Source organism: Achromobacter sp. MYb9 (assembly GCF_002975275.1).
Taxonomy (GTDB): Bacteria; Pseudomonadota; Gammaproteobacteria; order Burkholderiales; family Burkholderiaceae_B; genus Achromobacter.
In genome coordinates, this window is record NZ_PCOQ01000007.1 from 238733 (window position 1) to 264768 (window position 26036).

A 26036-nucleotide genomic window follows, 5' to 3' on the forward strand; every position below is an offset into this window, starting at 1 on the left:
GCCGCGCGGCGTGGCGCCGGTTCCTGGCCGGATCAGAATTCCGCTGACACCGACAACAGTACCGTCAGCGGCGCGCCGACGGTCAGGCCTTCACGCGCGGCGGACTGCCAATAGTCCTTGTTGAACACGTTTTCCACGGTTGCGCGGACCACCATCGGTGTGCCGTTGGCCTTGAACGCATAGCGCGCGCCCACGTCGAAACGCGTCCACCCCGGAATCTGCTGCGTATTGCCGACATCCACGTACTGCTGGCTGGTGCGCAACATCCGCGCCGTCAATGTCAGGCCCGGCAGGAACGGCGTGTCCCATTCCGCCGCGGCATTGAATTGGAAGCGCGGCACCGCAGGCGCCACATTGCCGTTGTTCACGCCGCCTTCCGTGCGCGTCAGGCGTCCATCGGTGTACGCCACGCCACCCAGCAGGCGGACGCCCGGCGCGGCGTCGCCTTGCACCAGGAATTCCAAGCCGCGGTTGCGCTGCTGGCCATTCGAGACATAGCGGCGGCTGACGGGGTCCAGGTAGCTGCTGGGCTTCTCGATCTGGAAGGCGCTGAGCGTGGTGAAGAAATTGCCGAAGTCGTATTTGCCGCCGACTTCGAACTGTTTGGAGATCTCCGGCGGGAACATCTGTCCGGCATTGATGGCGCCTTCCGGCGCGGTGCCGCCCTGGCTGAGGCCTTCGATGTAATTGCCGTACAGCGACAGCTGCTGCGTGGGCCGGACCGTCAACGCGAACGCCGGCGTGACGGCTGATTTCTCGTACTCTGAAGCGGTGCGCCCCGTGGCGGCGTCAAAGTTGGTGGACTCGATCCGCTGGTGCCGCACGCCCGCGATGACCTGGACCCGGTCGTCGGCGAACGAGATCTTGTCGGCCAGCGCAATGCTGTAGAGCCGGGATTCGCTGGTCTTCGGCAGGTCGTCCGGCCGGGCGATGTCCGGTTTCGGCAAGTCGGCGGGGTGGTACAGGTTCGAGAAGACGGTGCTTGAGCGGATGCGGGCCGAGGAATAGTCGATTGCCAGGGCGCTGGCCGAAAGCGACGGCTCGTGCTTGACCGGCCCGGTGTTGAAACGGCCGCGCACACCGATTTCTCCCGTCTTGCTGAGCAGCGACTCGTTCAGGCGGGCGGGGACGGCGCCGATGTCGCCCGTGCTGTCCAGCATCAGCCAACTGGTCTGCATGCTTTCAAAATCGTGCTTGCGAGCGCCCACGGCGCCATATACCGTCCAATCCGGCGTCACGTCGAATTCGGCTCTGAGGGCGCCGGACCATTCCTTTGTCTTCCAGTAGGTCCAGGATGGGAAGAAATTGCGACGCGCATCGGGCGCCGCGCCGATGTCCATCCCGGGCTCGGGCGGGAACAGCAGTCCGCTGCGCGCGTCGGTGGTCCGGTTCTGGTAGTTGATGTCGCCGTCGATACGAAACCGCTCGCTCTGGTAGTCCAGGCCCAGGGCGACCGCGCCCAGGTCTTCCTTCGAACCGTCCTGGGGCAGGTCGCCGCCGCTGCCGGCCACGTTCAGGCGCACCCCCCATTCCTGATCGTCCCCATAACGGCGCGCCAGGTCGGCATGAACGCCAAACTGGGAGTCGCCGATGTAGGTCAGCGTGTAGCGATTGAGCGGGTCGGGGCCGGCGCGCTTGGGCACGAGGTTGATGGCGCCGCCTACGGAGCCATAGGGCGCCATACCGTTGAGCAGCGCGTTCGGGCCGCGCAGGACCTCCACGCGTTCGACGCCGATCAACGAGCTTGAATTGCGCGGCGAGACGCCGTACAGGCCATTGAACGCGACGTCGTAGTTGAACAGGGAGAAGCCGCGGATATTGAATTCGTCGCGCCCGGCGCCGCGCGAATAGGTATTGCGGACGGAAGGGTCGTTGACCAGCACATCGCCGATGTTCTGCGCCTGTTGATCTTCAATCAGCTTGGCGGTGTACTGGGTGGCGCTGAAGGGCGTGTCCAGGTCGCCCAGATTGCCCAGCAGCCCAACGCGCCCGCCGCTGGCGACCTGGCCGCCGGCATACACCGGTGGCAAGCCGGTGGAGAGCGCGCTGGCGGTCACCGTCACGGTGTCCAGCAGCGCGGTGCCGGTTTCGCTAACGGCTTCCAGCCGGTACTGATTCGGGGCCTCGCGCGCGGCGCGCAAGCCTGTGCCGGCCAGTGCCACATTCAGCGCTTCGGGGCGGGAATACTGCCCGCGCACGCCGCCGCTCTGGCGTCCGGCCAGCAGGTCCCGGGGCGCGGCCAGCAAGATGCCCGATTCGTTGGCCAGGCGCGTCAGCACCTGGTTCAACGGCGCTGCGGGAATGTCGAACGTCTGCCGCTCGGCGGCTTGGCTGGCTTCGGTGGGCGCGGGCTGCGCATGCGGCGCCGGCGTCCAGAGGGCCGAGAGGGCAGCGGCCAGCGCCAACGGCAGCAAGGGGCCGCGGCGCGGGCCGCGCCACGCCATGGGCCGCGCGGCAGGCTGGGCGGAAATGGTCAGGGCAGGCGGGAAACGATGGGGCATGACGGAATCTGTGCGCTCGATCAAGGGATGGGAAGGAAGCGAGAGGCGCGGCGGCGGCGACGCGAACGGAAACGCCGTGCGGCGGCTGGACTCTCGGACTCTCACTTTCCTTAATCGAACGAGGCGGCGAAATGCGGAACCGCCAAGCCCCATTATTTTTTTGCAGCGTCAATCCGACTTCAATCGCGGTTCGATGCTTACCCACCAAGGCAGGGCGCGGCTCAGGCGGATGGGCAGCACCGAAGCCAGCATGTCGAGCGCGCGATTCGCGTCATCCAGGGGATAGCTGCCAAATACGCGCAATTGCCCCACCTGGGGCGAAACGCCCAAGTGTCCGGCGTGGTAGCGGCGCAGTTCAGCGACGACGTCGGCCAGGGGCGTGCCGTCGGCCAGCAGCAGGCCGTTGCGCCAGCTTTCCCGCGCGGGGTCGGCCGGCATCAGCGGCTGCAGCGCATCGGCGGTGAATCGAACCTGGCGGCCGGTCGGCACGACCGCGCTTGCGCCGGCGCCCGCCGGGGTCACGCGGACGGCGCCGTCATAGACGGCGACCAGGATCCCGGCATCGCCATGGCTGACGGAAAAGCGCGTTCCCAAGGCCTGCAGCCGGCCCTCGGCGGTATCGACGACAAAGGGGCGTAGCGGATCTTTGCCGGTATCGACCAGTATTTCTCCCGCCACCAATTCCAGGCGGCGCTGCGTGTCGCTGTAGGCCAGATTGAACCCGCTCAGGGCCTTGATCCAGACCGTGGTGCCGTCGGGCAGGGCAACTTGCGGCGTTTCTCCCACGCCGGCGCGATAGTCCGTGCCCCACAGCGATGCCAGGGCGGACAAGGGCGTTTGGCGCCAGCCGGTCCATCCCAGCCAGGACAGCCCAAGGCCGCCGGCCAGACCCAGCAACACCTGCCGCCGCCGGCGTGGCGCGGCACTGACGGTCTGGTGAAATGCCGCGACAGCAGCGTCGCGGTCCGGGCTGGCTTGCAGCGGAGCGAAGCGGCGGCCGACACGTTCGACGTAGCGCCACGCCTGCTGATGCGCGTCATCGCGGGCCAGCCACTGTTTCCATTTCTGTTGGTCGGCGGCCGAAGCGTCTCCGGTGCGCAGCAAGGCATACCACTCGGCGGCTTCTTCCATTGCACGGTGCGAGGGCTCGGGCGAGGCCATGACGGTCATGGCGTGGAGGGCACGGCAGCGGCGGTCGGGGAAACCGGCACAGGTGGCGCGTCGGCCAGGCCTGCGGTCAGCCGGGCTTCAAGCTTCATGCAGCAGAGCATGGCCTGCGCGACATACTTGCGCACCATGCGTGATGACACGTTGAGCGTCGCGGCGACTTCGTTGTCCGTCATGTCGCAGGCGACCGCCATGACGAAGGCGTGCGCCACCTTGGGCGGCAATTCACGAAGCATGGCGTCGATTTCGCCCAGGGCCTCAAGCACCATGGCCTGTTGTTCCGCGGAAGCGGCCGTGGGTTCCGGCTGTGCCGCCAACGCTTCCAGCCACGCTTGTTCCAGGCTGCGCCGGCGCCACAGGTCGACACACATGCCATTGGCCATTTTGCGCAGGTAAGCGCGGGCTTGCTGCGGGTTCTCGAAATGGCACGGCCGTGTCAGCAGGCGCACGAACGCGTCATGCGCCAGATCCGCGGCATCGGCGGCATTGCCCAGACGCCAGTTCACCCAGGCGAGCAGCCAGTGATGATGATTGCCGTATAGATGCTCGAAGTCCTGGGATAAACCTGGTGATGCGCTCACGATTTCGCCCGCTCACGATAGGGGGCCGCACCATTGCCAATGCGAACACGTATCAATTAATAAATGAGCGCAGATTATGGCGTGCCGCGGACCGCCTTGGCAACCCTGGGGAAAACCGAGTGTGGCGCGCCGGCCTCAGGCTGCCAAAAGGCGCATGCCTTGGGCGCGGCGCTTCCATGACGCATCGCGTGGGCGGTCAGCCTGCCGTCATCACGCCATCAACCATGCGCATCAGATCCAGCGGGTTGCCGCGCTTCACGCCGTCGGGCAGCAGCGCATCGGGCAGGTCCTGGTAGCAGACCGGGCGCAGGAAGCGGCGGATTGCCGTGGCGCCCACCGAGGTGGAGGCGGCATTCGACGTGGCGGGGAAGGGGCCGCCATGCACCATGGCGTGGCTGACTTCGACGCCGGTCGGGTAGCCGTTGGCCAGGATGCGGCCGGCCTTGCGTTCCAGCACGGGCAGCAGCGTTTGCGCCTGCGTTACATCGGCATCGTCCACGAAAATCGTGGCGGTGAGTTGGCCTTCCAGGTGTTCGGCCACGGCCTTCATTTGCGCAATGTCCTTGCAAGCGACGACCAGCGAGGCCGGGCCGAAGACTTCGGCTTCGAGTTCGTGCGAGGCCAGGAAGCGGTCGGCCTGGGTGCCGAAGACGACGGCGCCGGCGGCATTGGCGGCCGGTTTCGAAGCTTCGCCACGGCCCAGCGTGGCAACGCTGGCGTGCTTGGCCAGTGCGTCGGCGCCTTCCTGGTAGGCGGCGAAGATGCCCGGGGTCAGCATGGTGGCCGCGCCCTTGGCCTGGACCGCTTGCGCGGCGGCCTGGCGGAAGCGTTCCAGCGCGGGACCTTCGATGCCGATGACCAGGCCGGGGTTGGTGCAGAACTGGCCGACGCCCATGGCCAGCGAATCCACGAAGCCGCGGGCGATGGTTTCGGCGCGTGCCTCAAGTGCGGCCGGCATCAGGAACACCGGGTTGATGCTGGACATCTCGGCGTAGACGGGAATCGGCACGGGGCGCGCGTTGGCGGCCGCGACCAGCGCCAGGCCGCCGCGGCGAGACCCCGTGAAGCCGACGGCGGTGATGGCGGGGTGCGTCGCCAAAGCGGTGCCGATTTCGCTGCCGGCGCCGAACAATAGCGAGAACGTGCCTTCGGGCAGGCCGTGGTGCGCGACGGCGGCCTGGATTACGCGGCCGACCATTTCAGAGGCGCCCGGGTGGGCGTTGTGGGCCTTGACGATGACGGGGCAACCCGCGGCCAGTGCCGACGCGGTGTCGCCGCCGGCCACAGAGAAGGCCAACGGGAAGTTGCTGGCGCCGAAGACGGCCACGGGGCCAAGCGGCACATTGGCCAAGCGCAGGTCGGCGCGCGGCAAGGGCTGGCGGTCGGGCTGGGCGGGGTCGATGGTGGCGTCCAGGAAGTAGCCGTCGCGGACCACGCGGGCGAACAGGCGCAGTTGGCCGACGGTGCGGCCACGTTCGCCCTGTAGGCGGGCCACGGGCAAACCGGTTTCCTGGTGGGTGCGTTCAATCAGCGCGTCGCCCAGCGCCAGGATGCCTTCCGCGATGGTCTCCAGGAACTGCGCGCGCGTTTCCAGCGGTGTCGCGCGGTAGGGATCAAACGCGGCACGGGCCAGTTCGGCGGCGCGTGCGACGTCGTCGGACGAACCGGCGGGGAAGCCGGGCTCCAGGCGTTCGCCCGTGGCGGGATTGATGGCGTGTTGGGCGGCGCCCGAGCCCAGGACGGCGGTGCCGCCGATCAGCATTTGGCCGGTCAAGGTCATGAGGATTCTCCGAAAAAAAGCGCCCCCGAATCGGGGGCAGGAATGCGTGGCGGTGTTGCGCGCCTGGCTAGCGGCTTACTGCGGGCCGAGCTTCTTGATCAGGGCGTTAAGCATTTCAAGCTCTTCGCCGGTCAGGTCGGTCAGCGGGGCGCGCACGGGGCCAGCGTCGTGGCCGACCAGCTTGGCGCCGGCCTTGACGATGCTGACGGCGTAGCCGGCCTTGCGATTGCGGATTTCCAGGTACGGCAGGAAGAAGTCATCCAGCAGGCGGTTGGTGGTGGCCGAGTCCCCGGCGGCGATGGCGCGGTAGAAATCCATGGCGGTCTTGGGCACGAAGTTGAAGACGGCCGACGAGTAGACGGGCACGCCGAGTGCGCGGTAGGCGGCGGCATAGACCTCGGCGGTGGGCAGGCCGCCCAGGTACGAGAAGCGGTCGCCCATCTTGCGGCGGATGCGGACCATGGCTTCGATGTCGCCGATGCCGTCCTTGAAGCCGACCAGGTTGGGGCAGCGATCGGCCAGTTGGGCCAGGCTGTCGGCCGACAGGCGGGACTGGGCGCGGTTGTAGACGATGACGCCGATCTTGACGGAGTTGCAGACCTGTTCGACGTAAGCGGCGATGCCGTCTTGCGAGGCTTCGGTCAGGTAGTGGGGCAGCAGCAGGATGCCCTTGGCGCCTTGGCGCTCGGCTTCCTGGGCGTAGGCGATGGCGGTGCGGGTGGGGCCGCCTGCGCCTGCGAGGATGGGCACCTTGCCGGCGCAGGTCTGGACGGCGGTGCGGACGACGTCCGAATACTCCTGGGGGGCCAGGGAGAAGAACTCGCCGGTGCCGCCGGCGGCGAAGAGGGCGGTGGCGCCATACGGAGCCAGCCATTCAAGGCGGGCGGCGTAGCTCTTGGCGTTGAAATCGCCGTTCTGGTCAAAGTCCGTCACGGGGAAGGAGAGCAGTCCTTCCGACACAATTTCCTTGAGTTCCTGCGGGGTAGTCATAGCGCGATCGTCCGGTGTGTCCGCTGCGGCCTGGTGTTGCGGCCTTGAACGGTGGGCGGGGGTTGAAAAGGTAAGTCATCGTACAACATGAATTTAATCGTTTCAAGACCCGTTTCCCTATGAAGCCACTTGTAGACAAGGGGAAACCCGAAATTTATTTCTGGTACTGTTCGAGGATATTCTCTTAGTTGTACGATAACGTATCGGATGCGGTCTACGCGCATCCCCATGTGAAAGGATTCTTCATGCAGGTTGCGGCAGACCAAGCGCCGGTGCTTATCAAGATTCACCCCCAGGACAATGTGGCGATCGTGGCCAACGAGGGCGGCTTGCCCGCCGGCACCGAATTGCCCGACGGGCTGCGGTTGGTGGACACGGTGCCGCAGGGGCACAAGGTTGCGTTGACCGATCTGGCCGAAGGCGACGCCGTCGTGCGCTACAACGTGGTGGTCGGCTTCGCCGCGAAAGCGTTGCCGCGCGGCAGCTGGATCAATGAACGCGTCACGACCATGCCGGCGGCGCGCACGTTGCAGGATCTGCCCGTGGGCACGCGCATTGCGCCGTTGCCGCCGCTGGAAGGCTATACCTTCGAAGGCTATCGCAACGCGGACGGCACCGTGGGTACGCGCAACATTCTGGCCATCAGCACGACCGTGCAGTGCGTGCAGGGCGTGGTCGAACACGCGGTGGCGCGGATCCGGCAGGAAATGCTGCCGCGCTATCCCAATGTGGACGATGTGGTCGGTATCGAGCACACCTATGGCTGCGGCGTGGCCATCGATGCGCCCGGCGCCGCGATCCCCATCCGCACCCTGCACAACATTGCGCGCAACCCGAATTTCGGCGGCACGTCGATGGTGGTCAGCCTGGGATGCGAAAAGCTCCAGCCCGAACGCCTGCTGGCGCCGGGCGCCATCCCGATCCGCGCGGGCGAAAGCATGGGCGCCGAAGGCGAGGGCGTGGACACCATCGTATTGCAGGACGAAGAGAACGTCGGCTTCCAGTCCATGATCGATCTGATCATGCGCACGGCCGAACGCCATCTGCAAAAACTGAACGCGCGCCGGCGGGAAACGTGTCCGGTGTCGGACCTGACCGTCGGAGTGCAGTGCGGGGGCAGCGACGCGTTTTCCGGCGTGACCGCCAACCCGGCCGTGGGCTTTGCGACGGACCTGCTGGTGCGGGCGGGCGGCACGGTCATGTTTTCCGAGAACACCGAAGTGCGCGACGGCATCGACCAGCTGACCGCGCGCGCCGCCACGCCCGAGGTGGCCGAGGCGCTGGTGCGCGAGATGGCCTGGTACGACGATTACCTGCAGCGGGGCATGGCCGATCGCAGCGCCAATACCAGTCCGGGCAACAAGAAGGGCGGCTTGTCGAACATCGTCGAAAAGGCGATGGGGTCGATCGTGAAGTCGGGCTCGTCGCCCATCCATGGGGTGCTGTCGCCCGGCAACCGCCTGACGCAAAAGGGCCTGATATTCGCGGCCACGCCCGCCAGCGATTTCATCTGCGGCACTTTGCAGTTGGCCGCGGGCATGAACCTGCACATTTTCACCACCGGCCGCGGCACGCCTTACGGGCTGGCCCAGGTGCCGGTGATCAAGGTGGCCACGCGCGACAGCCTGGCGCGCCGCTGGCATGACCTGATGGACGTGAACGCCGGGCGCATCGCCACGGGCCAGGCCACGATCGAAGACGTGGGCTGGGAGCTGTTCCGGCTGATGCTGGATGTGGCCAGCGGCCGGCAGCAGACCTGTGCGGAAAAGCTCAAGCTGCACAACGCGCTGGCGCTGTTCAACCCCGGCCCGGTGACCTGAGACCCGCACGCAGCCTTGCCGCATTGCCATCGCAATACACCGATAACAGAGGAGACACCGATGGAGCATGCCCCCTTGGCCCAGCCCGGCCGCCGCCGGTTGCTGGGCGCCGCATTGGCGCTGGGACCGGCCGCGCTGGCACAAGCGCAGTCGTTCAGCTTTACGCCGCAGCAGCGTTATCCGGACCCGTCCGTGCGCATCCTGGACCCGGAATTTTCCAAGTACCGCATCTACAGCAGCAGCGTCGAGCAACTGGCCAGCGGCTTTCGGTGGCTGGAAGGGCCCGTCTGGGTCGGCGACGGGCGCTATCTGCTGGTGTCCGACATTCCCAACGACCGCATCTTGCGTTGGGACGAAACCACGGGCGCGATCAGCGTCTTCCGTCAACCCGCCAACTTCAGCAACGGACTGGCGCGCGACCGGCAAGGCCGCTTGCTGGCCTGCGAACACCTGACGCGGCGCGTCACGCGCACGGAGTACGACGGGTCGATCACCGTGTTGGCCGACCGCTTCGACGGCAAACGCTTCAATTCGCCCAATGACATCATCTGCCAGCGCAATGGCGCCGTCTGGTTCACGGACCCGCCGTTCGGCATCGGCGGCCACTGGGAGGGCGACAAGGCCAAGCCCGAACTGCCGCATGGCGTGTACCGCATCGACCCGTCGGACGGCCGCGTGACGCGCGCGATGGACGATCTGGCCGGCCCAAACGGACTGTGCTTTTCGCCCGACGAAAAGCTGCTGTACGTGGTGGAGTCGCGTCATCAGCCCAATCGCGTGATCTGGGCCTACGACGTGGGCGCGGACGGCGCATTGTCGGGCAAGCGGGTGGTGGTGGACGCGCAAGGCCCCGGCGCCATCGACGGCATCAAGTGCGACGAGGACGGCAACCTGTGGTGCGGCTGGGGCAGCAACGGCGCGCCCAATGCCAAATCCGACGAGCTGGATGGCGTGATGGTGTTCAACCCCGCCGGCAAGCCCATCGGCCACATCCGGCTGCCCGAGCGCTGCGCCAACCTGTGTTTTGGCGGCGCCAAGCGCAACCGCCTGTTCATGGCCAGCAGCCATTCCCTTTACGCCCTGTACGTTGAAACGCGGGGCGCCGCCTGAGTTTTGCGCAAGGTGGCGATACAGCCGCCTGCGCCCGATTGACCGACAACACATCAAACCGTGTGGAGACAGCATGAATGTAAGCAAGAGGCAATTCCTGGGCGGCGCCGCGGCGCTTTGCCTGTCGCCGTGGGTGCCCGCCTGGGCGCAACAGGCCAACGCATCGACGGCCGGCGCCGCCGCCAACTGGCCGACGCGCCCCGTGCGCATCATCGTGCCGTACCCGCCCGGCGGATCGTCGGACATCATCGCGCGCATCCTGGCGCCGCGCCTGGCCGACGCGCTCAAGCAGACGGTGGTCGTGGAGAACAAGCCGGGCGCCAACGGCAACCTGGGCGCCGGCCTGGTCGTGCAGTCGGCGGCGGAAGGCCATACCGTGCTGTTGTGCGACGTGGGTGCGCTGGCGATCAGCCCGTCCGTCTACACCAAATTGTCGTTCGACCCGTCCAAGGACCTGCGCGCCGTCAGCATGCTGGCGTATTCGCCGCACGTGCTGGCCGTGCATCCCGACGTGCCGGCCAAGACCGTGCAGGAACTGGTGGCGCTATCGAAGCAGCAACGCCTGAACTTCGCCGTGACGGCGATCGGCAGCGCGCCGCACCTGGCCGCGGTCGCGGTGCAACAGGCCACCGGCGCCCAATGGGAATACGTTCCTTACAAGGGCGGTTCACAGGCGGTCACGGACACGATCGGCGGGCAGACGCAGGTCATCATGAACGGCCTGCTGGCCACGTTGCCACACATCAAGGCGGGCAAGCTGCGGCCGATCGCGATTTCCAAGGGCGAACGCATGCAATTGGTGCCGGACATCCCGACCATTTCGGAGCAGGGCGTCAAAGGATTTGAATCGGGCACGTGGCAAGGCGTGATGGCGCCCGTCACGACGACGGATCCCGTGGCGGAAAAGCTGGCGATGCTGATGGCGCAGATCGTCAACCAGCCGGACGTGAAGGCGCAGTTGAACGAGCAGGGCGCCGAGATCGTGACCCGCAATCCCGCCGAGCTGACGCAGTTCTTCAACAGCGAGCGCGCCCGTTGGGCCAAGGTGGTGCAAAGCGCCGATATCCGGTTGGATTGACCCTGACGGCGGGCGCTGCGTCTTGCGATGCGGTAAGGATGGGCGCACACTGACCGGCATGCCGTCTTGTCACGGAGCCGTCATGAAAGCCCTGATTCTTGCTGCGTCGATGGCGCTGGCCGCTGCTCCCGCCCTGGCGCGGGACGGCGTGCCAAGCGTGCCGCAGCCGCCGCCGTCGGCGCGCACGTTGCCAGATGCATGTCTGGGAACCTCGTGCCCGAAGACGGTGGATCCCGGGCGCAGCCCCGCGCCATGCCTGGGTACGTCTTGTTCGGGGGCCGGTTCTTCGGTGCCGGGGGCGAAACCGGGCGCAAGCCAGGCGCCCGCCCCATGGAGCGGACCGGCCCAGCCCCGGCTTCCACCGATGCCATCGCGCTCCGGGCAGCCCATCGGACCATTGACGCCAGGGCCCGCATTGCCGCGTTAGGAAATCGAACCGGACCTGCGTGCGCGGCAAGCTTGAAAAAATTCATGACGGCGCTTGTTGCGTAGCAACATAGCCTGCTATCTTCTTGCCCGTTACGCGTTCGCCGCACCCTGGGGACCTTATCCATGCCTGCCCGTCAACGCCTGTCCCTTGATCCCGCCCCGATGCCGCCGCCGTCCACCGACGCGTTAGGCTGCGCGGCCAGCAAATTGCTGGTGAATCAGCAATTCGAAGGCGGAGGCCTGACCTTCTATCGCAAGAGCACCGCCCGGGAACACTTCGGCAATGTCTCGACGCCGGCCTCCGACCGCGGTTTTCTCGTCGGCGTGGCGATGCAGGGCGGACACCGCCGGCGCATCCTGGAAGGCCATCACGCATCGACCCATGACTTCGACACCGGTTCGATCTACATCCGGGACTTCAACGACGACTATCGCGCCGACTTGAATGGCGGATTCGACTTCGTGCTGATCGAACTGTCGCGCGCGTTCATCGAGCGCGTGAACGACGAAAGAGGCGGGCCACGCATCAGCAGCCTGTTGCCGCGCGCGGGCTCGCACGACCCCGTATTGGCGCATCTGTCGAAGGTGGTGGGCTGCATGATGGAGCAGCCGGCGGAAAGCAGCGGCTTGTTCGTCGACCACCTGAGCCTGGCCATCGGCACCCATGTGCTTGAGCGCTACGGCGCGGGCGCGACTTCGGGCTGGGCGGACGCAGGCGGCGGCCGCGTGTTGTCGCGCAGCCTGGAAGCGCGTGCCAAGGACATGCTGTTGGCCACCGTGCGGGACGACAATTCCATTGCCGACATCGCCGAAGCCTGCGGCCTGTCGCGTAGCTACTTCATCAAGGCGTTCCGGCAAACGGTCGGTACGACGCCGCACCGCTGGCTGCTGGAGCAGCGCGTGCAAAAGGCCCAAGACCTGTTGCGCGCGCCCGGACGGTCCATCACCGATGTCGCGCAGTTGTGCGGTTTTGCCGACCAGGCGCATATGACGCGGGTGTTCACCAGCCTGGTGGGCGTGTCGCCGGGCGCCTGGCGCCGCGCTAACGCGTCGTAAGTCCGCCGTCGCGTCATTGCTCTTTCGTACAAAGCAGGGCGCAAGCGCGCAAGACGCGGCCGGCAGCGGCGCGCTACCGTTCGCGGTATCGTGCCGCTTTCCCGGAGGATCCGTGACTGAGTTCATCAACCATCTTGGCGCTTCTTCCGCCTCTGCCTGCCGTCCGGCCGATTTGCCGGCTTTGCATGCGCAGGCGTTTCCGATGCTGCCTCCCGCCTTGATGTTGCGGGCCGCGTCCTATGGCGAAGAAATTTCGGCGGCCAGCGGCAGTGTCCTGTTGAACTGCGGCGAGCGCGAGGGCGCGTTCTATGTCGTCCTGGAAGGGTATGTCGAGGTGCTGGAATGCGAGCCCGACGGCACGATGGAACGCCTGTTGACCCATCGCGACGGCGAGTTCACGGGCAGCCTGGACCTTTTCACCGACCGCCCCAACGCGGTGACGGTGCGCGCGGAATCCGCTAGCCGGTTGCTGCGCGTCAGCCGGGCGGGGCTGGCGCAATTGATCCTGGCCGAACCGGAATTTGCCGATGTCGTGTTGCGCGCCTTCATGCTGCGCCGGATCAGCTATCTGCGCCAACGGCCCTACGGCGGGGCTATCCTGCGTTCGACGACGAAGCCCGAACAGGAAGATTCCGTGCTGGATCTGGCGGTGATTGGCGGCGGTCCGGCGGGGCTGGCAGCAGCGAGTTACGCCGCGTCCGAGGGATTACACACGCTGTTGGTGGGCGGTTCCCTATGCGCCGCCGATTCCAGGCGCGCCGACATGTTGCCGGGCTTCCCGGGCACCATCTCGGGGTTGTGCGGTGGCGGCCTGCTGCGCAGGGCCGAGGTCCAGAGCCGCCGGTTCGGATCGCATGTGCTGCCCCTGCGCACGGCGCATGCATTCGATAGCGACTGTTATCCCTACCGCATTTCGCTGGACGACGGGCAGATCATCGAAACCCGCAGCCTGATTGTGGCGACGGGCATGCAGGACGGTTCGCGCCGGGGGGCGCCGGAGGCCAACACGGCATGGCTGGACGGCTGCCTGGACACGGATGATCGGGGCTACATCCATACGGGGCGCGCCGCGGCGGGTTCCATGCAGGCGAGGGCCTATGAAAGCTCGCAGCCTGGCGTGTTCGCGGTGGGCGCGGTGCGGGCGGGGTCGGTCAAGCACGTATTGGCCAGCATCGCCGAAGGCGCGGCCGCGGTGCGCGTGGTGCACCGCTTCCTGGACGCCTCGGCGCACTGAGGCCGCCGCGCCGTCAGGCCACGGGCCCCGGCTTGGCCTGGCGCATGTCCAACGCCAGGAAATGATGCACCACGGGCTTTTCCGGGCCGATGTGAAAGCGCTGGGCTTCGCCCTGCAAATCGGCGTCGGCCTGCGACACGCGCTGATGCTGGCGCAGGTGTTCCGCCCAGGACTCCACCAGGAACCACTCCTGAACCCGTTCGGGGTCGCTGGTATGTTCCGCGATGCCCCAGGCGTAAGCGCCGTCGCGCCGGCGTTCTTCCGCCACCGCCTTGAGCGCTTGCAGGAAAGCGGGGCGATCCTGCACGTGGATGCGGTATTCGATCTGCACCATGACGGGACCCCTGTCATGTTCGATCGGCGCATCCAGCAACGGTTCGGGCCAATGATTGGAGGGATCCAGATTGGCCTCGCCCTGGGGCAGGCGCATGCGGTGCAGCACGAGTCCGGCGACGAGCAGGCCGGCGGCGCCGGCAAGCAGGGTCGCCGGCACGCCGATTTCTTGCGCCAGCAAGCCCCAGCCCAGGCTGCCGGCGGCCATCGCGCCGTTAAAGACCATCAGGTAGATCGCCAGGCCCCGTCCGCGCACCCAGTTGGGCAGGATGGACTGGGCAACGCCGTTGAAGGTGGTCAGCGCGACGATCCAGCCCATGCCCAACAGCAGCAGCAGCAACACCGCCGCCCATTGCGGGGGCGCGAAGGACAGGGCCGCCATCACGACCGCCGTGAGGGCGGCGGCAACCAATACCAGGCCGTCCGTGTTCAGGCGCTGGCGCAGCTTGGGCAGGATGACTGCGCCCAGGATCGCACCGACGCCCACGGCGCCCAGCAAGATGCCGTAGAAGCCCGCGCTGCCGCCCAGCATGCGCCGCGCCACCAGCGGCAACAGCGCCCAGACGGAACTGGCGAAGATGAAGAACACGGCCGCGCGTAGCAGCACGACGTGCAGCTCATGGCTGGCGCGGGCGAAACGCACACCGGCGCGGAAAGCCCCGAAGAATTGTTCGGACAAGCCGTCGTCCACCTTCTTGGGCCGCTTCCACCAGAGCAGGGCGCCGATCACGAACACATAGCTGAGCACGTCCGCGCCGTACGCGGCGGCGGCGCCGAACGCGGCCAGCAGCAGGCCGCCCACGGCCGGGCCCAAGGCGCGCGCAATGTTGATGCCCAGCGAGTTCAGGCCCACCGCCGTTTTCAGTTCGGCCTTGGGCACCAGTTCGGGCACGATGGCTTGCCAGGTCGGGCCCATCAGCGCGGTGCCCACGCCGCCCAGGAAAGTCAGCGCGATCAGGTATTCCACGGTCAACGTGTTCGTCTTGGCCATCATCAGCAGGGTGAAACTGACGCAGGCCAGCAGCACCTGAATGACAATCAGAAACCGGCGCCGGTCCAGGATGTCGGACAGCACGCCGGCGGGGATGGCCAGCAGAAAGACCGGCAGCGTGGCGGCGGTCTGCATCATCGCGACCGCGGCGGGGTTGGACGATAGATCGGTGACGAGCCAGGCGCTGGCGACGTCGCGCATGAAGCTGCCGATATTGCCCAGGATGGTCGCGCCCCACAACACGGCGAACAGCGTGTGCTTGAGCGGGGCCATGCCGCCGACGGCGGCGGGCGGAGGGGTGTTGCGGTTAACGCTTGTCATGGGGGCGCCCCGTCAAGTCATGCCATGCGACCAGGACCCATGCCCCGGCCAATCCAAAGTGCTCATAGAACGCGTTCATGGTCATGAAACGCGCGTTGGCGGGCGCTTCCCAGTACCGGTTGGCCATCAGCGCCGCCGCGGCGGTGAAGCCGGCCAGCGCCAGGGCGCCCAGCCAGCGCAGCCGGCCGGCCAGGACCAGCGCGCTTGCGCCCAATTCCAGCAGAATAACGGCAGCGGCCGCCAGTGCGGCGGGCTGCAAGCCGAAATGCGCCATTTCCGCCTGGGCGCCATCGAAGTCCAGCAGCTTGACCATGCCGCCCTGCAGATAGGCGCCGCATAGCGCCAGCAGGGCAAGCCAATGGACGGCGCGCGAGGTCACTACCGCGCGCATCGTCATACGGCCCAGCATGCGCAACCCAGCGCACCCCAGAAGCCCTTCAGATCCGACACGGGCAGTCGGCTGGCCCAGGCGCCCGCGTGCTGATGGCCGTGGACATTGCAGTCGTTGGCGCACGCGCAGCCGGACGCGGCTTCGCGCACGGCGGCTTGCAGGGGCTTGCCTTCGGTGTCGCCCCAAGCGCCATAACCGCCGAACAGCCGCGTGGGCGACCAGTCCGGCATCGCGGGCGGCGGCACGGCCTCGTCGTGGGGGGTGAATTCGCCGGCGCCCCACACGACCTTGCCGCCCACGATGGTGAGCAGGCTGGCGGTGTCGGCGATGTCGGATTCCGGGCAGGCGAAAAAGTCGCGGTCGGGCACGATCAAGTCGGCCAGCTGGCCCTCGGCGATGCGGCCCTTCTTGCCTTGTTCGTTCGAGAACCAGGTGACGTTTTCGGTCCACATGCGGAGCGCGGCGTCGCGGTCCAGGCAATTGCGCTGCGGGGTCAACCGCAGGCCGCCGACCGTCTTGCCGGTGATCAGCCAGGACAGCGACACCCATGGGTTGTAGGACGCCACCCGCGTGGCGTCGGTGCCGGCGGACACGTTCACGCCTTGCTCCAGCATGCGCTTGACCGGCGGCGTGGCTTCGGCCGCGCCCGCGCCATAGCGCTCGACGAAGTACTCGCCCTGATAGGCCATGCGGTGCTGCACGGCCACGCCGCCGCCCAACGCCGCGATGCGGTCGATGGAGCGTTCCGAAATCGTCTCGGCGTGGTCGAAGAACCAGTTCAGGCCAGCCAGCGGCACGTCCCGGTTGACGCGTTCGAACACGTCCAGCGCGCGCGAAATCGTTTCGTCGTAGGTTGCGTGCAACCGCCACGGCCAGCGGTTTTGCGCCAGGATGCGCACGACTTCTTCCAGTTCGCCTTCCATTTCGGGTCCCATCTCGGGCCGTGGCTGGCGGAAGTCTTCGAAGTCGGCCGCGGAAAACACCAGCATTTCGCCAGCGCCGTTATGGCGGAAGTAGTCCGTGCCTTGTTTGTATTGCGACGTGGCGGTCCAGTTCAGGAAGTCTTCCTTTTCCTGCTTGGGCTTTTGCGTGAACAGGTTGTAGGCCAGGCGGATCGTCAACTGGCCGGCGTCGGCCAGTTGCTGGATGACCTGATAGTCCTCGGGGTAGTTCTGGAAGCCGCCGCCGGCGTCGATGGCGCCCGTGACGCCCAGCCGGTTCAGGTCGCGCATGAAATGGCGCGTGGAATTCAGCTGATAGTCGAACGGCAGCTTCGGGCCTTTGGCCAGGGTGGCATACAGAATCGATGCATTGGGCTTGGCCAGCAGCAGCCCCGTGGGGTTGCCGGCCGCGTCGCGCACGATCTCGCCGCCCGGCGGGGCCGGCGTGGTCTTGTCGTAGCCCACGGCGCGCAAGGCCGCGGCGTTCAGCAGCGCGCGGTCGTACAGATGCAGAATGAACACGGGCGTGTCGGGCGCCACCGCGTTCAACGCTTCGATGGTCGGCAAGCGCTTTTCGGCAAACTGATGTTCGGTGAAGCCGCCCACCACGCGCACCCACTGCGGAGCGGGGGTGATGGCGACTTGCCGGCGCAACATGGACATGGCGTCGGCCAGGCTCGTCACGCCGTCCCAGCGCAGCTCCATGTTGTAGTTCAGCCCGCCGCGGATGATGTGCAGGTGGTTGTCGATCAGGCCCGGCAGCACGCCGCGCCCGTTCAGGCCGATGACCTTCGTGCGCGGGCCGGCCAGCGGCAGGATGTCGGCGGCCGTGCCCACGCGCGTGAAGCGGCCGTCCTGGATGGCGACGGCGTCGGCCGTCGGGTTGGCGGGGTCTAGCGTCGTGAAGCGGCCCTGATGCAGGATCAGGTCGGGCGCGCCGAGGCGCGCGGTATCGGGGGTGTCAGGCATTGCGCTTGTCTCCACATGCATCCGGGGTCGATTGGGCGGGGTTGGCGGGGGGCTTGGGGCAACTGGGCAGCTCGCCGAACATGTGCGGTTTGACCTGCTGGTGAATCCAGGACGTGCGGGTGGCCTCGTCGGACAGCAGGCGTTTGACCAGCGGGGGAAGCTGTTCGCCCGCCAGGATGCCAAGCAGGCCTACCAGGGCAATCACGGGAGGCGCGGGAGACCGCACATTGAAAAGCGCATAGATAATCCCGACCAGCAGGCCGAGCCCCAATGAAACCAGGTAGACCTTCATCAGCGGACTCCGATCAGCCTTCGTGGGCGTTGAACATGGTCTTGGCGTAGATGATGCCCAGGCCATAGGCGCCGCCGAACCGCTTGGCGATGCCGGTCGTCATTTCGTAGGTATCCGTGCGTGCCCAGTCGCGCTGCATTTCCAGCAGGTACTGCAGCGCCGTGATCGGCTGGCCGCCCGCTTGCACGATACGCTCGATGGCGCGGTTGTGGGCTTCGACCGAGACGTCGCCGCACGCGTCGGTGATGACGTAGACCTCGAAACCCTGATCCAGCGCGGACAAGGCCGGGCCGACGATGCAGACGCTGGTCCACAGGCCGGCCAGCACGATGCGCTTTTTACCGATTTCGTTGACCCGCTTGATCACCGCGGCATCCTCCCACGTGTTCATGGACGTGCGGTCCAGCAGGGTCTGGCCGGGGAAGGGCTGGACGACTTCGTCGAACATCGGGCCCGAAAAGCTCTTTTCGGCAACCGTCGTGAGGATCGTGGACGCGCCGAAGCCTGCGGCGGCGTGGGCCACCAGCGCGGCGTTGTTGCGCAACGTGATGGCGTCGATGGAATGGGTGGCGAACGCCATCTGCGACTGGAAGTCGATCATGATGAGCGTGTGGTCCTTGGGGGAAAGCAGCTTGGCGCCGGGCGTGGGGGTAGCGGTGATGGGCATGGATGACTCCTGCGAATGCGTGGGTGGGAAAACCCCTGCAATGTGCCAGCGCGGCCACCGGGCGTATTGAACATTTGTCCGCCGGTTTGAAGATTGTGACTGCGCGGGCGGTGTGCATCGTGCCGGGTTCGCGTGCCTGGTCCGCGTTGGACTGCGCGGACGGCGCGCACGGCGCGGACGGCGCGACCCGCAATCGGGCGAAGCATGCACTGCATTGGTGCCAAACGCGTCGTTCCGGGGAGCCGCGATCTTCAAGCCTGGGCCGGCGTGGCCCGGTTTCCCAGGGGAAATTGTCGACAACGGTCAGCCTCCACGCTTGGCATGCAAGTTGCTTAATTATTTCAACGCACTATTGCTACTATCGAACGTCATGCCCGCCGGGCCAGGGGGCGGACGGCCCCGACGTTGTCAGCGTGACTTTGCAGTGTGGAGACTTTCATGAAGCATCTCATCAAGCACGTGACCCGCTACCGTTATGCCGCCCCGGTGAACTACAGCATCCAGACGCTACGGCTGACGCCGCGGCGCGACGACCACCAGCATGCGCTGCGATGGCAGATCCAGACGCCCGGCGAGATCCAGCCGCAGGTGGACGCCTACGGCAACGTCATCCACACGCTGACCCTGCATCGCACCCATAGCGAAATCGAGATCCATGCGGTGGGCCAGGTGGACATCCATCCGTTGGCCCAGGGCCATGTGGGCGACGAAGACGACCGCTTGCCCGTCCACATCTACGGCGTGCCGACGGCGTTGACCCAGTGCGACGACAGCATCCGGGAATTTTGCCGCCACGTCGTTCCCGGCGGCATGCAGACGCCCGAGGACGTGCTGCGGTTAAGCGCCGCCATCCGCGAACGGGTGGCCTACGCGCCGGGGCTCGGCGATGCCCCGATGACCGCGGCGCAGGTGCTGGCGGCGGGGCGCGGCGGCAGCCAGGACCACACCCATCTCCTGCTGGCTTGCGTGCGCGGCTTCGGCACGCCGGCCCGCTACGTCAGCGGCTATTGGCACATGGCCGGCGACGATGCCGCCAGCCACGGTTGGGCGGACGTCTGGCTGGCGCGGCACGGCTGGGTCAGCGTGGACGTCAGCCACGCCTGCTTCGCGTCCGACGGCCATTGCCGGCTGGCGGTGGCGCGCGACTATGAATCGGCCTCGCCCGTGCGATGGCTACATGGCGCGGCGGCCGCGTTGACCATGAAGGTGTCGGTGCAGGTGCAGACCAGCCACTGAACCCTCCGCGTGTACCCGTAGCAGTGCATTGGCCGCTTTGCGGCCGCCCCAGTCCACACCCGGAGATGGCAGTGACGATCCACGTAGCCCTCAAGCACGTTACGCAATACCAATACGACCGCCTTGTGGGGCTGTCGGCGCAAGTGCTGCGGTTGCGCCCCGCGCCGCACAGCCGAACCCCCATCCTGTCGTATTCACTGACCGTCGAACCGGCGGACCACTTCATCAACTGGCAGCAGGATCCGTTCGCCAACTACCTGGCGCGCCTGAACTTTCCGGGCAAGACGCGGGAATTCAAGATCACCGTGGATCTGGTCGCCGAAATGGCGGTCTACAACCCGTTCGACTTCTTCCTGGAGCCGGACGCCGAGACCTTTCCCTTCACCTATGACGACGGCCTGGCCCGTGAGCTGGCGCCGTACCTGGTGTGCGACAAGGCCACGCCGCGCTTTGCCGAGTTCCTGTCTCGCGTGGACGCGCGCCCGCAGCGCACCGTGGACTTCCTGGTGGGCCTGAACCAGCAGATCCATCAAGAGATCAACTACCTGATCCGCATGGAGCCGGGCGTGCAGACGCCTGAAGAGACGCTGACGCGTAATGCCGGATCGTGCCGCGATTCGGGGTGGCTGCTGGTGCAGGCGCTGCGCCATCTGGGACTGGCGGCGCGCTTCGTGTCGGGCTACCTGATCCAGTTGAAGCCCGACGTGCGCGCGCTTGACGGCCCCAGCGGCGCGCAATCGGACTTCACCGACCTGCATGCGTGGTGCGAAGTCTATCTGCCCGGGGCGGGGTGGATCGGGTTGGACCCGACGTCGGGCTTGCTGGCCGGTGAGGGCCACATCCCGCTGGCGGCCACGCCCGAACCTGGCAGCGCCGCGCCGGTCACGGGCGCGGTCGACGAGGCCGAGGTGGTGTTCACGCACACGATGGAAGTGACGCGGGTGTTCGAGTCTCCGCGCGTGACCAAACCCTATACCGACGCGCAGTGGCACGCCATCCGCGACCTGGGCGACAAGATCGACGACCACCTTGACCACATGGACGTGCGCCTGACGATGGGCGGCGAACCGACGTTCGTGTCCGTGTCGGACCGCGAAGGCGCGGAGTGGAATACCGCCGCCCTGGGGCCCACCAAGCGCGGCTATGCGCTGGAATTGTTGAACCGGTTGCGCACGCGCTATGGCGGCAACGGCTTCCTGCATTTCGGGCAGGGCAAATGGTATCCCGGCGAACAACTGCCACGCTGGGCGCTGTCGATCTATTGGCGCACGGACGGGCAGCCATGCTGGGACGATCCGGCGCTATTCGCCGATGAGCGCCAGCGCAGTACGTACAAGGTGGCGGACGCGCGTCGGTTCATGGCAAGGTTGTGCGAGCGGCTGGGCGTGAGCGGGCAGCATGTCGTGCCCGGCTACGAGGACGTTTTCTATTACTTATGGCGTGAACGCCGCCTGCCCGCCAACGTGGATCCGTTCGATTCGCGGCTGGACGACGAGATGGAGCGGGCGCGCCTGCGCCGCGTATTCGAGCAAAAGCTGGACAGCGTGGTGGGTTACGCCTTGCCGATCCAGCCGGGCGAGGGCGGCCCCTGGGTATCCGGCCCGTGGTTTCTGCGCGACGAGCGCATGTATCTGTTTCCCGGCGATTCCCCGATGGGCTATCGCCTGCCGCTGGATTCGCTGCCGTGGGCGGATGAGGCCGACGCGCCCATGGCGGTAGAGCGCGATCCGTTTGATGCGCGGCGTTCGCTGCCGGGCCCGGCGCAGTTGCTGACGCAGAACCTGCGCGCCGCCGCGCGCCACGAACCCGGCCCCGCGGGCAATGACACGGGCGCATTCAACGGCGGGCCGGCCAGCATGCCGGACAGCCGCGCGCCCGCGAGGTTTGAGTCCGCCGCCGGGCTGACGCGGACCGCGATGTGTGTCGAAACGCGCAACGGCGTCCTGTATGTGTTCATGCCGCCGTTGCCGCGCCTGGAAGATTACCTGGCGCTTGTCGCCCAGGTCGAGGCCACGGCGCGCGACCTGGATGTGAAGATCGTGATGGAAGGCTATCCACCGCCGCGCGATCCGCGATTGCAGGTGCTGCAAGTGACGCCGGACCCCGGCGTCATCGAGGTCAACATCCACCCGGCCAGCAACTGGGCAGAGCTGGTCGACCACACCGAATTCCTTTACGAAGCCGCATTCGAAACCCGGCTGTCCACCGAAAAGTTCATGGCGGACGGCCGCCATACCGGCACGGGGGGCGGCAACCACTTCGTGCTGGGCGGCGCCACGCCGGCCGACAGCCCGTTCCTGCGCCGCCCGGACGTGCTGGCCAGCCTGCTGGCGTATTGGGTGAATCATCCCTCGCTGTCCTACCTGTTTTCGGGCCTGTTCATCGGGCCGACCAGCCAGGCGCCTCGCATCGACGAAGCCCGCAACGATCAGGTCTACGAGCTGGAACTGGCGTTCCAGGAAATCCACCGGCGCTGCGCGGAGCCGGGCGCGGTTGTCCCGCCGTGGATGGTCGACCGGGCCTTGCGCAACATCCTGGTCGATGTCACCGGCAATACCCATCGGTCGGAATTCTGCATCGACAAGCTGTATTCGCCCGACAGCGCCACGGGCCGGCTGGGGCTGCTGGAACTGCGCGCCTTTGAAATGCCACCGCACGCGCGCATGAGCCTGGCGCAGCAATTGTTGCTGCGGGGCCTGATCGCGCGCTTCTGGAAGACGCCTTACACGGCCAGGCTGACGCGCTGGGGCACCGAACTGCATGACCGCTTCCTGCTGCCCACGTTCGTGAAGATGGATTTCGAGGACGTGCTGGCCGATCTGAACGAGGCGGGCTATGGCTTCGATCCCGCCTGGTTTGCTCCCCATTTCGAATTCCGCTTCCCGCTGTTCGGCGACGTCGCGGCACGCGGCATCCATCTGGAGTTGCGTGGGGCGCTGGAACCCTGGCATGTCATGGGCGAAGAGGGCTCGTCCGCCGGCACGGTGCGCTATGTGGATTCGTCGCTGGAACGGGTGGAAATCCGGGTGTCGGGCCTGAACGGCAACCGCTATGTCGTGACGGTGAACGGCCGCGCGCTGCCGTTGCAGCCCACCGGCCGGGTCGGTGAATACGTGGCGGGCGTCCGGTACAAGGCGTGGGCGCCGCCGTCGGCGCTGCATCCCACCATTCCCGAGCATGTGCCGCTAACCGTGGACATCGTCGATACCTGGAACCAGCGATCGCTGGGGGGCTGCAAATACCATGTCGCGCATCCGGGCGGGCTGAACCCGGAGTCGTTCCCCGTCAATTCCTACGAGGCAGAGAGCCGCCGGCTGGCGCGCTTTGAAAAGACCGGTCATACGCCGGGACGCATGGACGTCGCACCAGCCGTGGCCAGCCGGGAATTTCCGTTCTCGCTGGATTTGAGGCACGATTGAGCCTTACCGCATGTTGAAACCCGGCCTAGCCGCCGGCGATAAAGCCGCTATGCCGCAATTTCTTTTTCAGACGGACCCGTCGCAGGATGTCGCATCCCTGGCGGTCCATGCGGCATTGCCCGCACGGCCCGGGCATTATGACGAGCTGCGCGACACCACCGGCGCGTCGGGCGCTACCCGCCTGCGTGAACCGTGGCCCCGTTTTTTCGAGCTACTGGGCACCGGCGGCTTTGCCGATCTGGACCGGCGCGCCGACGGGGTGGCCCGCCAGATCCGCGAAAACGGCATCACCTACAACATCTACGCCGAGGCCAATGGGTCGGCGCGGCCCTGGTCGCTGGACCTGCTGCCGTTCGTCATCAACGATACCGACTGGGCGGCGATCGAACAGGGTTTGCGGCAACGGGCCACCTTGCTGAATCGGGTGTTGGGCGACGTCTACGGGCCGCAGACGCTGCTGGCCGACAGGCTGATTCCGCCGGCGTTGGTGTTGGGCCATCCGGGTTATTTGCGTCCTCTGCGCGGGTACGCGCCACCGGGGGATACGTTCTTGCACATCGCCGCTTTCGATCTGGCGCGGGCCAGCGACGGCGGCTGGTGGGTCGTGTCGCAGCGGACCCAGGCCCCGTCCGGGCTGGGGTACCTGCTGGAAAACCGGCTGACCATCTCGGGCATGTTCCCCGAAGCGTTCCAGGAGCTGCGGGTGCAGCATCTGGCCACCAGCTACCGGCGGCTGATGGACATGCTGTACAAGCTCAGCCCCGGCGGACTGTCGGCGCAGACGCCGCCGCGCATCGTGCTGCTGACGCCGGGCCCCTACAACGAGACCTACTTTGAACAGACCTATCTGGCGCGCTACCTGGGGGTGACCCTGGTGGAAGGCGGCGACCTGGTCGTGCGCGACAAGCTGCTGTACCTGAAGACGCTGCACGGACTGGAACGCGTGCATGCGGTGCTGCGTCGGCTGGACGACGATTTCTGCGACCCGCTGGAGCTGCGTTCGGATTCGACGCTGGGCGTGCCCGGCCTGCTGCAGGTGATGCGGGCGGGCAATGTGCTGGTGGCGAATTCGCTGGGCACGAGCTTCCTCGAGTCGCCCGCCATCAATGGCTTTTTGCCGGCCATCAGCCGCCGCCTGTTGGACGCCGACCTGTTGCTGCCGTCGCTGCCGTCATGGTGGTGCGGCGAGGCCGCGGCGCGCGAACAGGTGTTGGCCAACTTGCCGGGCGCCGTGGTCAAGTCCACCTATCCCAGCAATGCGCGTGGCGGGTTCGAACCGGTGATCGGCGGTGCGGTCCCGCCGTCCGAGCGCGAGGCGCTGCACGCACGCATCGCCGCCAACCCGGACGCCTACACCATCCAGGAATACCTGCCGCTATCGCAGGCGCCCAGCTGGATCGCCGGCCGCATCGTGCCGCGCGCCGCCATGCTGCGCGTATTCGTCATCGCCGACGGCGAGGGCGGTTGGAACGTGTTGCCCGGCGGGCTGACCCGCATCGCCAGCCGCGAACAGCAGATCGTGTCGATGCAGCGCGGCGGCAGCAGCATGGATACCTGGGTCACGACCCGCGGGGCGGTCGACACGTTTTCGATGCTGCCCGCGCAGTTGCGGCCCGAAGACCTGGTGCGCGCGCATCGCCCGGTATCCAGCCGCGCGGCCGAGAACCTGTTCTGGATGGGCCGCTATACCGAGCGCGCCGAAAACGACGTGCGGCTGGCCAACGTGGCGCTGACCTGGCTGAACAGCGACGAGGACAACGCGGGCCAGCTGTTCGCCGCCGTCGCCGCGCTGTGCCGGCGCAGCGGCCTGGTGCCTGCCGCGCCGACGCTGTCGGTGCGCATGTTCGAATCCACGCTGGTGGCGGAACTGGCGGGCGAAGACGCCCAGGGCGGCGTGTCGCGCAACCTGGGCGCGCTGGCGTTCGCGGCCGGACAGATCCGCGACCGCCTGTCGCCGGACCACTGGCGGCTGGTGGTGACGGCGAACGACCTCTTCAGGCGCATGGCGTCGGGCGCCAAGGACCGCGACGGCGACGCGCCGGCGACCGCGCCGGATGTGCTGCGCGCGCTGAAGAACCTGGGCATGCAGTTGTCGGCCATCACGGGTTCGCAAACCGACCGCATGACGCGCGACGACGGCTGGCGGCTGCTGACCATCGGACGGCAGATCGAACGCCTGTCGGCCATGGCGGGCCTGCTGGGCGAGCTGTTCCGCCGCAATGCGGTGCAGGGAGACAGCGGGTTCAATATCCTGCTGGACCTGTTCGACAGCAAGATCACGTATCGCGCCTACTATCCGGGCCGCCAGGAAGTGCCCGCGCTGCTGAACCTGTTGGTGCAGGAGCCCGCCAACCCGCGTTCCATTGCCTGTGTGCTCAGCGTGCTTCGCAAGGAAGTGGCGCGCCTGCCCGCCACCGTGGCCGGCCCCGCCACGGACCTTCTCGGGCTGCTGCCTTCGGAAGACGCCGGGCCGGCGTTGGTGGCGTTGTGCCAGCAGACGCAGGGCCTGTATGCCGGCGTGCTGGCGCTGTCTGAAACACTGGACGCCGCCGCCAGCGCGCTGTCCAACGAAATCAGCCGGCGCTATTTCAGCCACGCGGCCGGCTATGGCCAGACGCTCTCGGCGTAGTCGGCCGCAACCCATCCCCCCCCCCCCCCCGGCGGGTCCTTTTACACATCTCCCACCCCCCCGACCCGCACGCGACCCCCTTTCCCCGCCTCCGCCTCTAA

The 26036-nt window shown here is 67.0% G+C and carries 18 protein-coding genes; 8 read left to right on the forward strand and 10 right to left on the reverse strand.

The features are described from left to right. Positions 1–32: 32 nt before the first annotated feature. From CQ050_RS13455 to kdgD, 5 genes are all read right to left on the reverse strand, one after another. The gene (locus tag CQ050_RS13455; RefSeq protein WP_105557357.1) at positions 33–2444 is read right to left on the reverse strand and encodes a TonB-dependent receptor; all 2412 of its coding nucleotides are present in this window, start codon (positions 2442–2444) and stop codon (positions 33–35) included. 225 nt (positions 2445–2669) lie between these two features. Further along, positions 2670–3671 (reverse strand): FecR domain-containing protein, encoded by a 1002-nt coding sequence (locus CQ050_RS13460; protein ID WP_199196806.1) that lies wholly within the window; start codon positions 3669–3671, stop codon positions 2670–2672. Continuing rightward, positions 3668–4252 (reverse strand): sigma-70 family RNA polymerase sigma factor, encoded by a 585-nt coding sequence (locus tag CQ050_RS13465; protein ID WP_369868288.1) that lies wholly within the window; start codon positions 4250–4252, stop codon positions 3668–3670. Before CQ050_RS13465 ends, CQ050_RS13460 begins: the two co-directional genes overlap by 4 nt. Before the next feature lie 193 nt (positions 4253–4445). Continuing rightward, the gene (locus CQ050_RS13470; protein ID WP_105557322.1) at positions 4446–6029 is read right to left on the reverse strand and encodes an aldehyde dehydrogenase (NADP(+)); all 1584 of its coding nucleotides are present in this window, start codon (positions 6027–6029) and stop codon (positions 4446–4448) included. Positions 6030–6104: 75 nt separating this feature from the next. Further along, positions 6105–7019: a 5-dehydro-4-deoxyglucarate dehydratase gene (gene kdgD / locus CQ050_RS13475; protein ID WP_105557315.1), complete on the reverse strand. Its 915-nt coding sequence runs from the start codon at positions 7017–7019 to the stop codon at positions 6105–6107. Between the two features lie 245 nt (positions 7020–7264). On the opposite strand from kdgD, the gene garD reads away from it, so the two are divergent. The 5 genes from garD (at position 7265) to CQ050_RS13505 (ending at position 13746) form a co-directional block, all read left to right on the forward strand. Then, positions 7265–8839 carry a galactarate dehydratase gene (gene garD, locus CQ050_RS13480; RefSeq protein ID WP_105557359.1) on the forward strand — a complete coding sequence of 525 codons (1575 nt, stop codon included), beginning with the start codon at positions 7265–7267 and terminating at the stop codon, positions 8837–8839. A gap of 60 nt (positions 8840–8899) precedes the next feature. Further along, complete coding sequence (locus tag CQ050_RS13485; RefSeq protein WP_105557323.1) at positions 8900–9949, forward strand: SMP-30/gluconolactonase/LRE family protein; 1050 nt, start codon at positions 8900–8902, stop codon at positions 9947–9949. A gap of 73 nt (positions 9950–10022) precedes the next feature. Beyond that, positions 10023–11027: a tripartite tricarboxylate transporter substrate binding protein gene (locus CQ050_RS13490; protein WP_105557324.1), complete on the forward strand. Its 1005-nt coding sequence runs from the start codon at positions 10023–10025 to the stop codon at positions 11025–11027. A gap of 552 nt (positions 11028–11579) precedes the next feature. Next, positions 11580–12512, forward strand: a complete 933-nt coding sequence (locus CQ050_RS13500; protein ID WP_105557326.1) for a helix-turn-helix transcriptional regulator — start codon at positions 11580–11582, stop codon at positions 12510–12512. A gap of 112 nt (positions 12513–12624) precedes the next feature. Then, positions 12625–13746 carry a cyclic nucleotide-binding domain-containing protein gene (locus CQ050_RS13505; RefSeq protein WP_233214023.1) on the forward strand — a complete coding sequence of 374 codons (1122 nt, stop codon included), beginning with the start codon at positions 12625–12627 and terminating at the stop codon, positions 13744–13746. Positions 13747–13759: 13 nt separating this feature from the next. Here CQ050_RS13505 and CQ050_RS13510 read toward each other — a convergent pair whose 3' ends face one another. The 5 genes from CQ050_RS13510 to CQ050_RS13530 are packed head-to-tail and all read right to left on the reverse strand — an operon-like array spanning position 13760 to position 18651. Beyond that, positions 13760–15391 (reverse strand): MFS transporter, encoded by a 1632-nt coding sequence (locus CQ050_RS13510; RefSeq protein WP_233214025.1) that lies wholly within the window; start codon positions 15389–15391, stop codon positions 13760–13762. Further along, positions 15378–15800: a DoxX family membrane protein gene (locus CQ050_RS13515; RefSeq protein WP_233214027.1), complete on the reverse strand. Its 423-nt coding sequence runs from the start codon at positions 15798–15800 to the stop codon at positions 15378–15380. Before CQ050_RS13515 ends, CQ050_RS13510 begins: the two co-directional genes overlap by 14 nt. Then, positions 15785–17692: an amidohydrolase gene (locus CQ050_RS13520; protein WP_105557328.1), complete on the reverse strand. Its 1908-nt coding sequence runs from the start codon at positions 17690–17692 to the stop codon at positions 15785–15787. The genes CQ050_RS13515 and CQ050_RS13520 overlap by 16 nt, the downstream gene beginning before the upstream one ends. Then, positions 17685–17984, reverse strand: a complete 300-nt coding sequence (locus CQ050_RS13525; RefSeq protein ID WP_105557329.1) for a XapX domain-containing protein — start codon at positions 17982–17984, stop codon at positions 17685–17687. The genes CQ050_RS13520 and CQ050_RS13525 overlap by 8 nt, the downstream gene beginning before the upstream one ends. Before the next feature lie 13 nt (positions 17985–17997). Next, a complete protein-coding gene (locus CQ050_RS13530) occupies positions 17998–18651 on the reverse strand; it encodes a hydrolase (protein ID WP_105557330.1) in 654 nt (217 codons plus the stop codon). 438 nt (positions 18652–19089) lie between these two features. On the opposite strand from CQ050_RS13530, the gene CQ050_RS13535 reads away from it, so the two are divergent. The 3 genes from CQ050_RS13535 (at position 19090) to CQ050_RS13545 (ending at position 25935) form a co-directional block, all read left to right on the forward strand. Further along, a complete protein-coding gene (locus CQ050_RS13535; RefSeq protein ID WP_105557331.1) occupies positions 19090–19887 on the forward strand; it encodes a transglutaminase family protein in 798 nt (265 codons plus the stop codon). A gap of 71 nt (positions 19888–19958) precedes the next feature. Continuing rightward, positions 19959–23306 (forward strand): DUF2126 domain-containing protein, encoded by a 3348-nt coding sequence (locus CQ050_RS13540; RefSeq protein WP_105557332.1) that lies wholly within the window; start codon positions 19959–19961, stop codon positions 23304–23306. Between the two features lie 49 nt (positions 23307–23355). Next, complete coding sequence (locus CQ050_RS13545; RefSeq protein ID WP_199196807.1) at positions 23356–25935, forward strand: circularly permuted type 2 ATP-grasp protein; 2580 nt, start codon at positions 23356–23358, stop codon at positions 25933–25935. Positions 25936–26036: the final 101 nt, after the last annotated feature.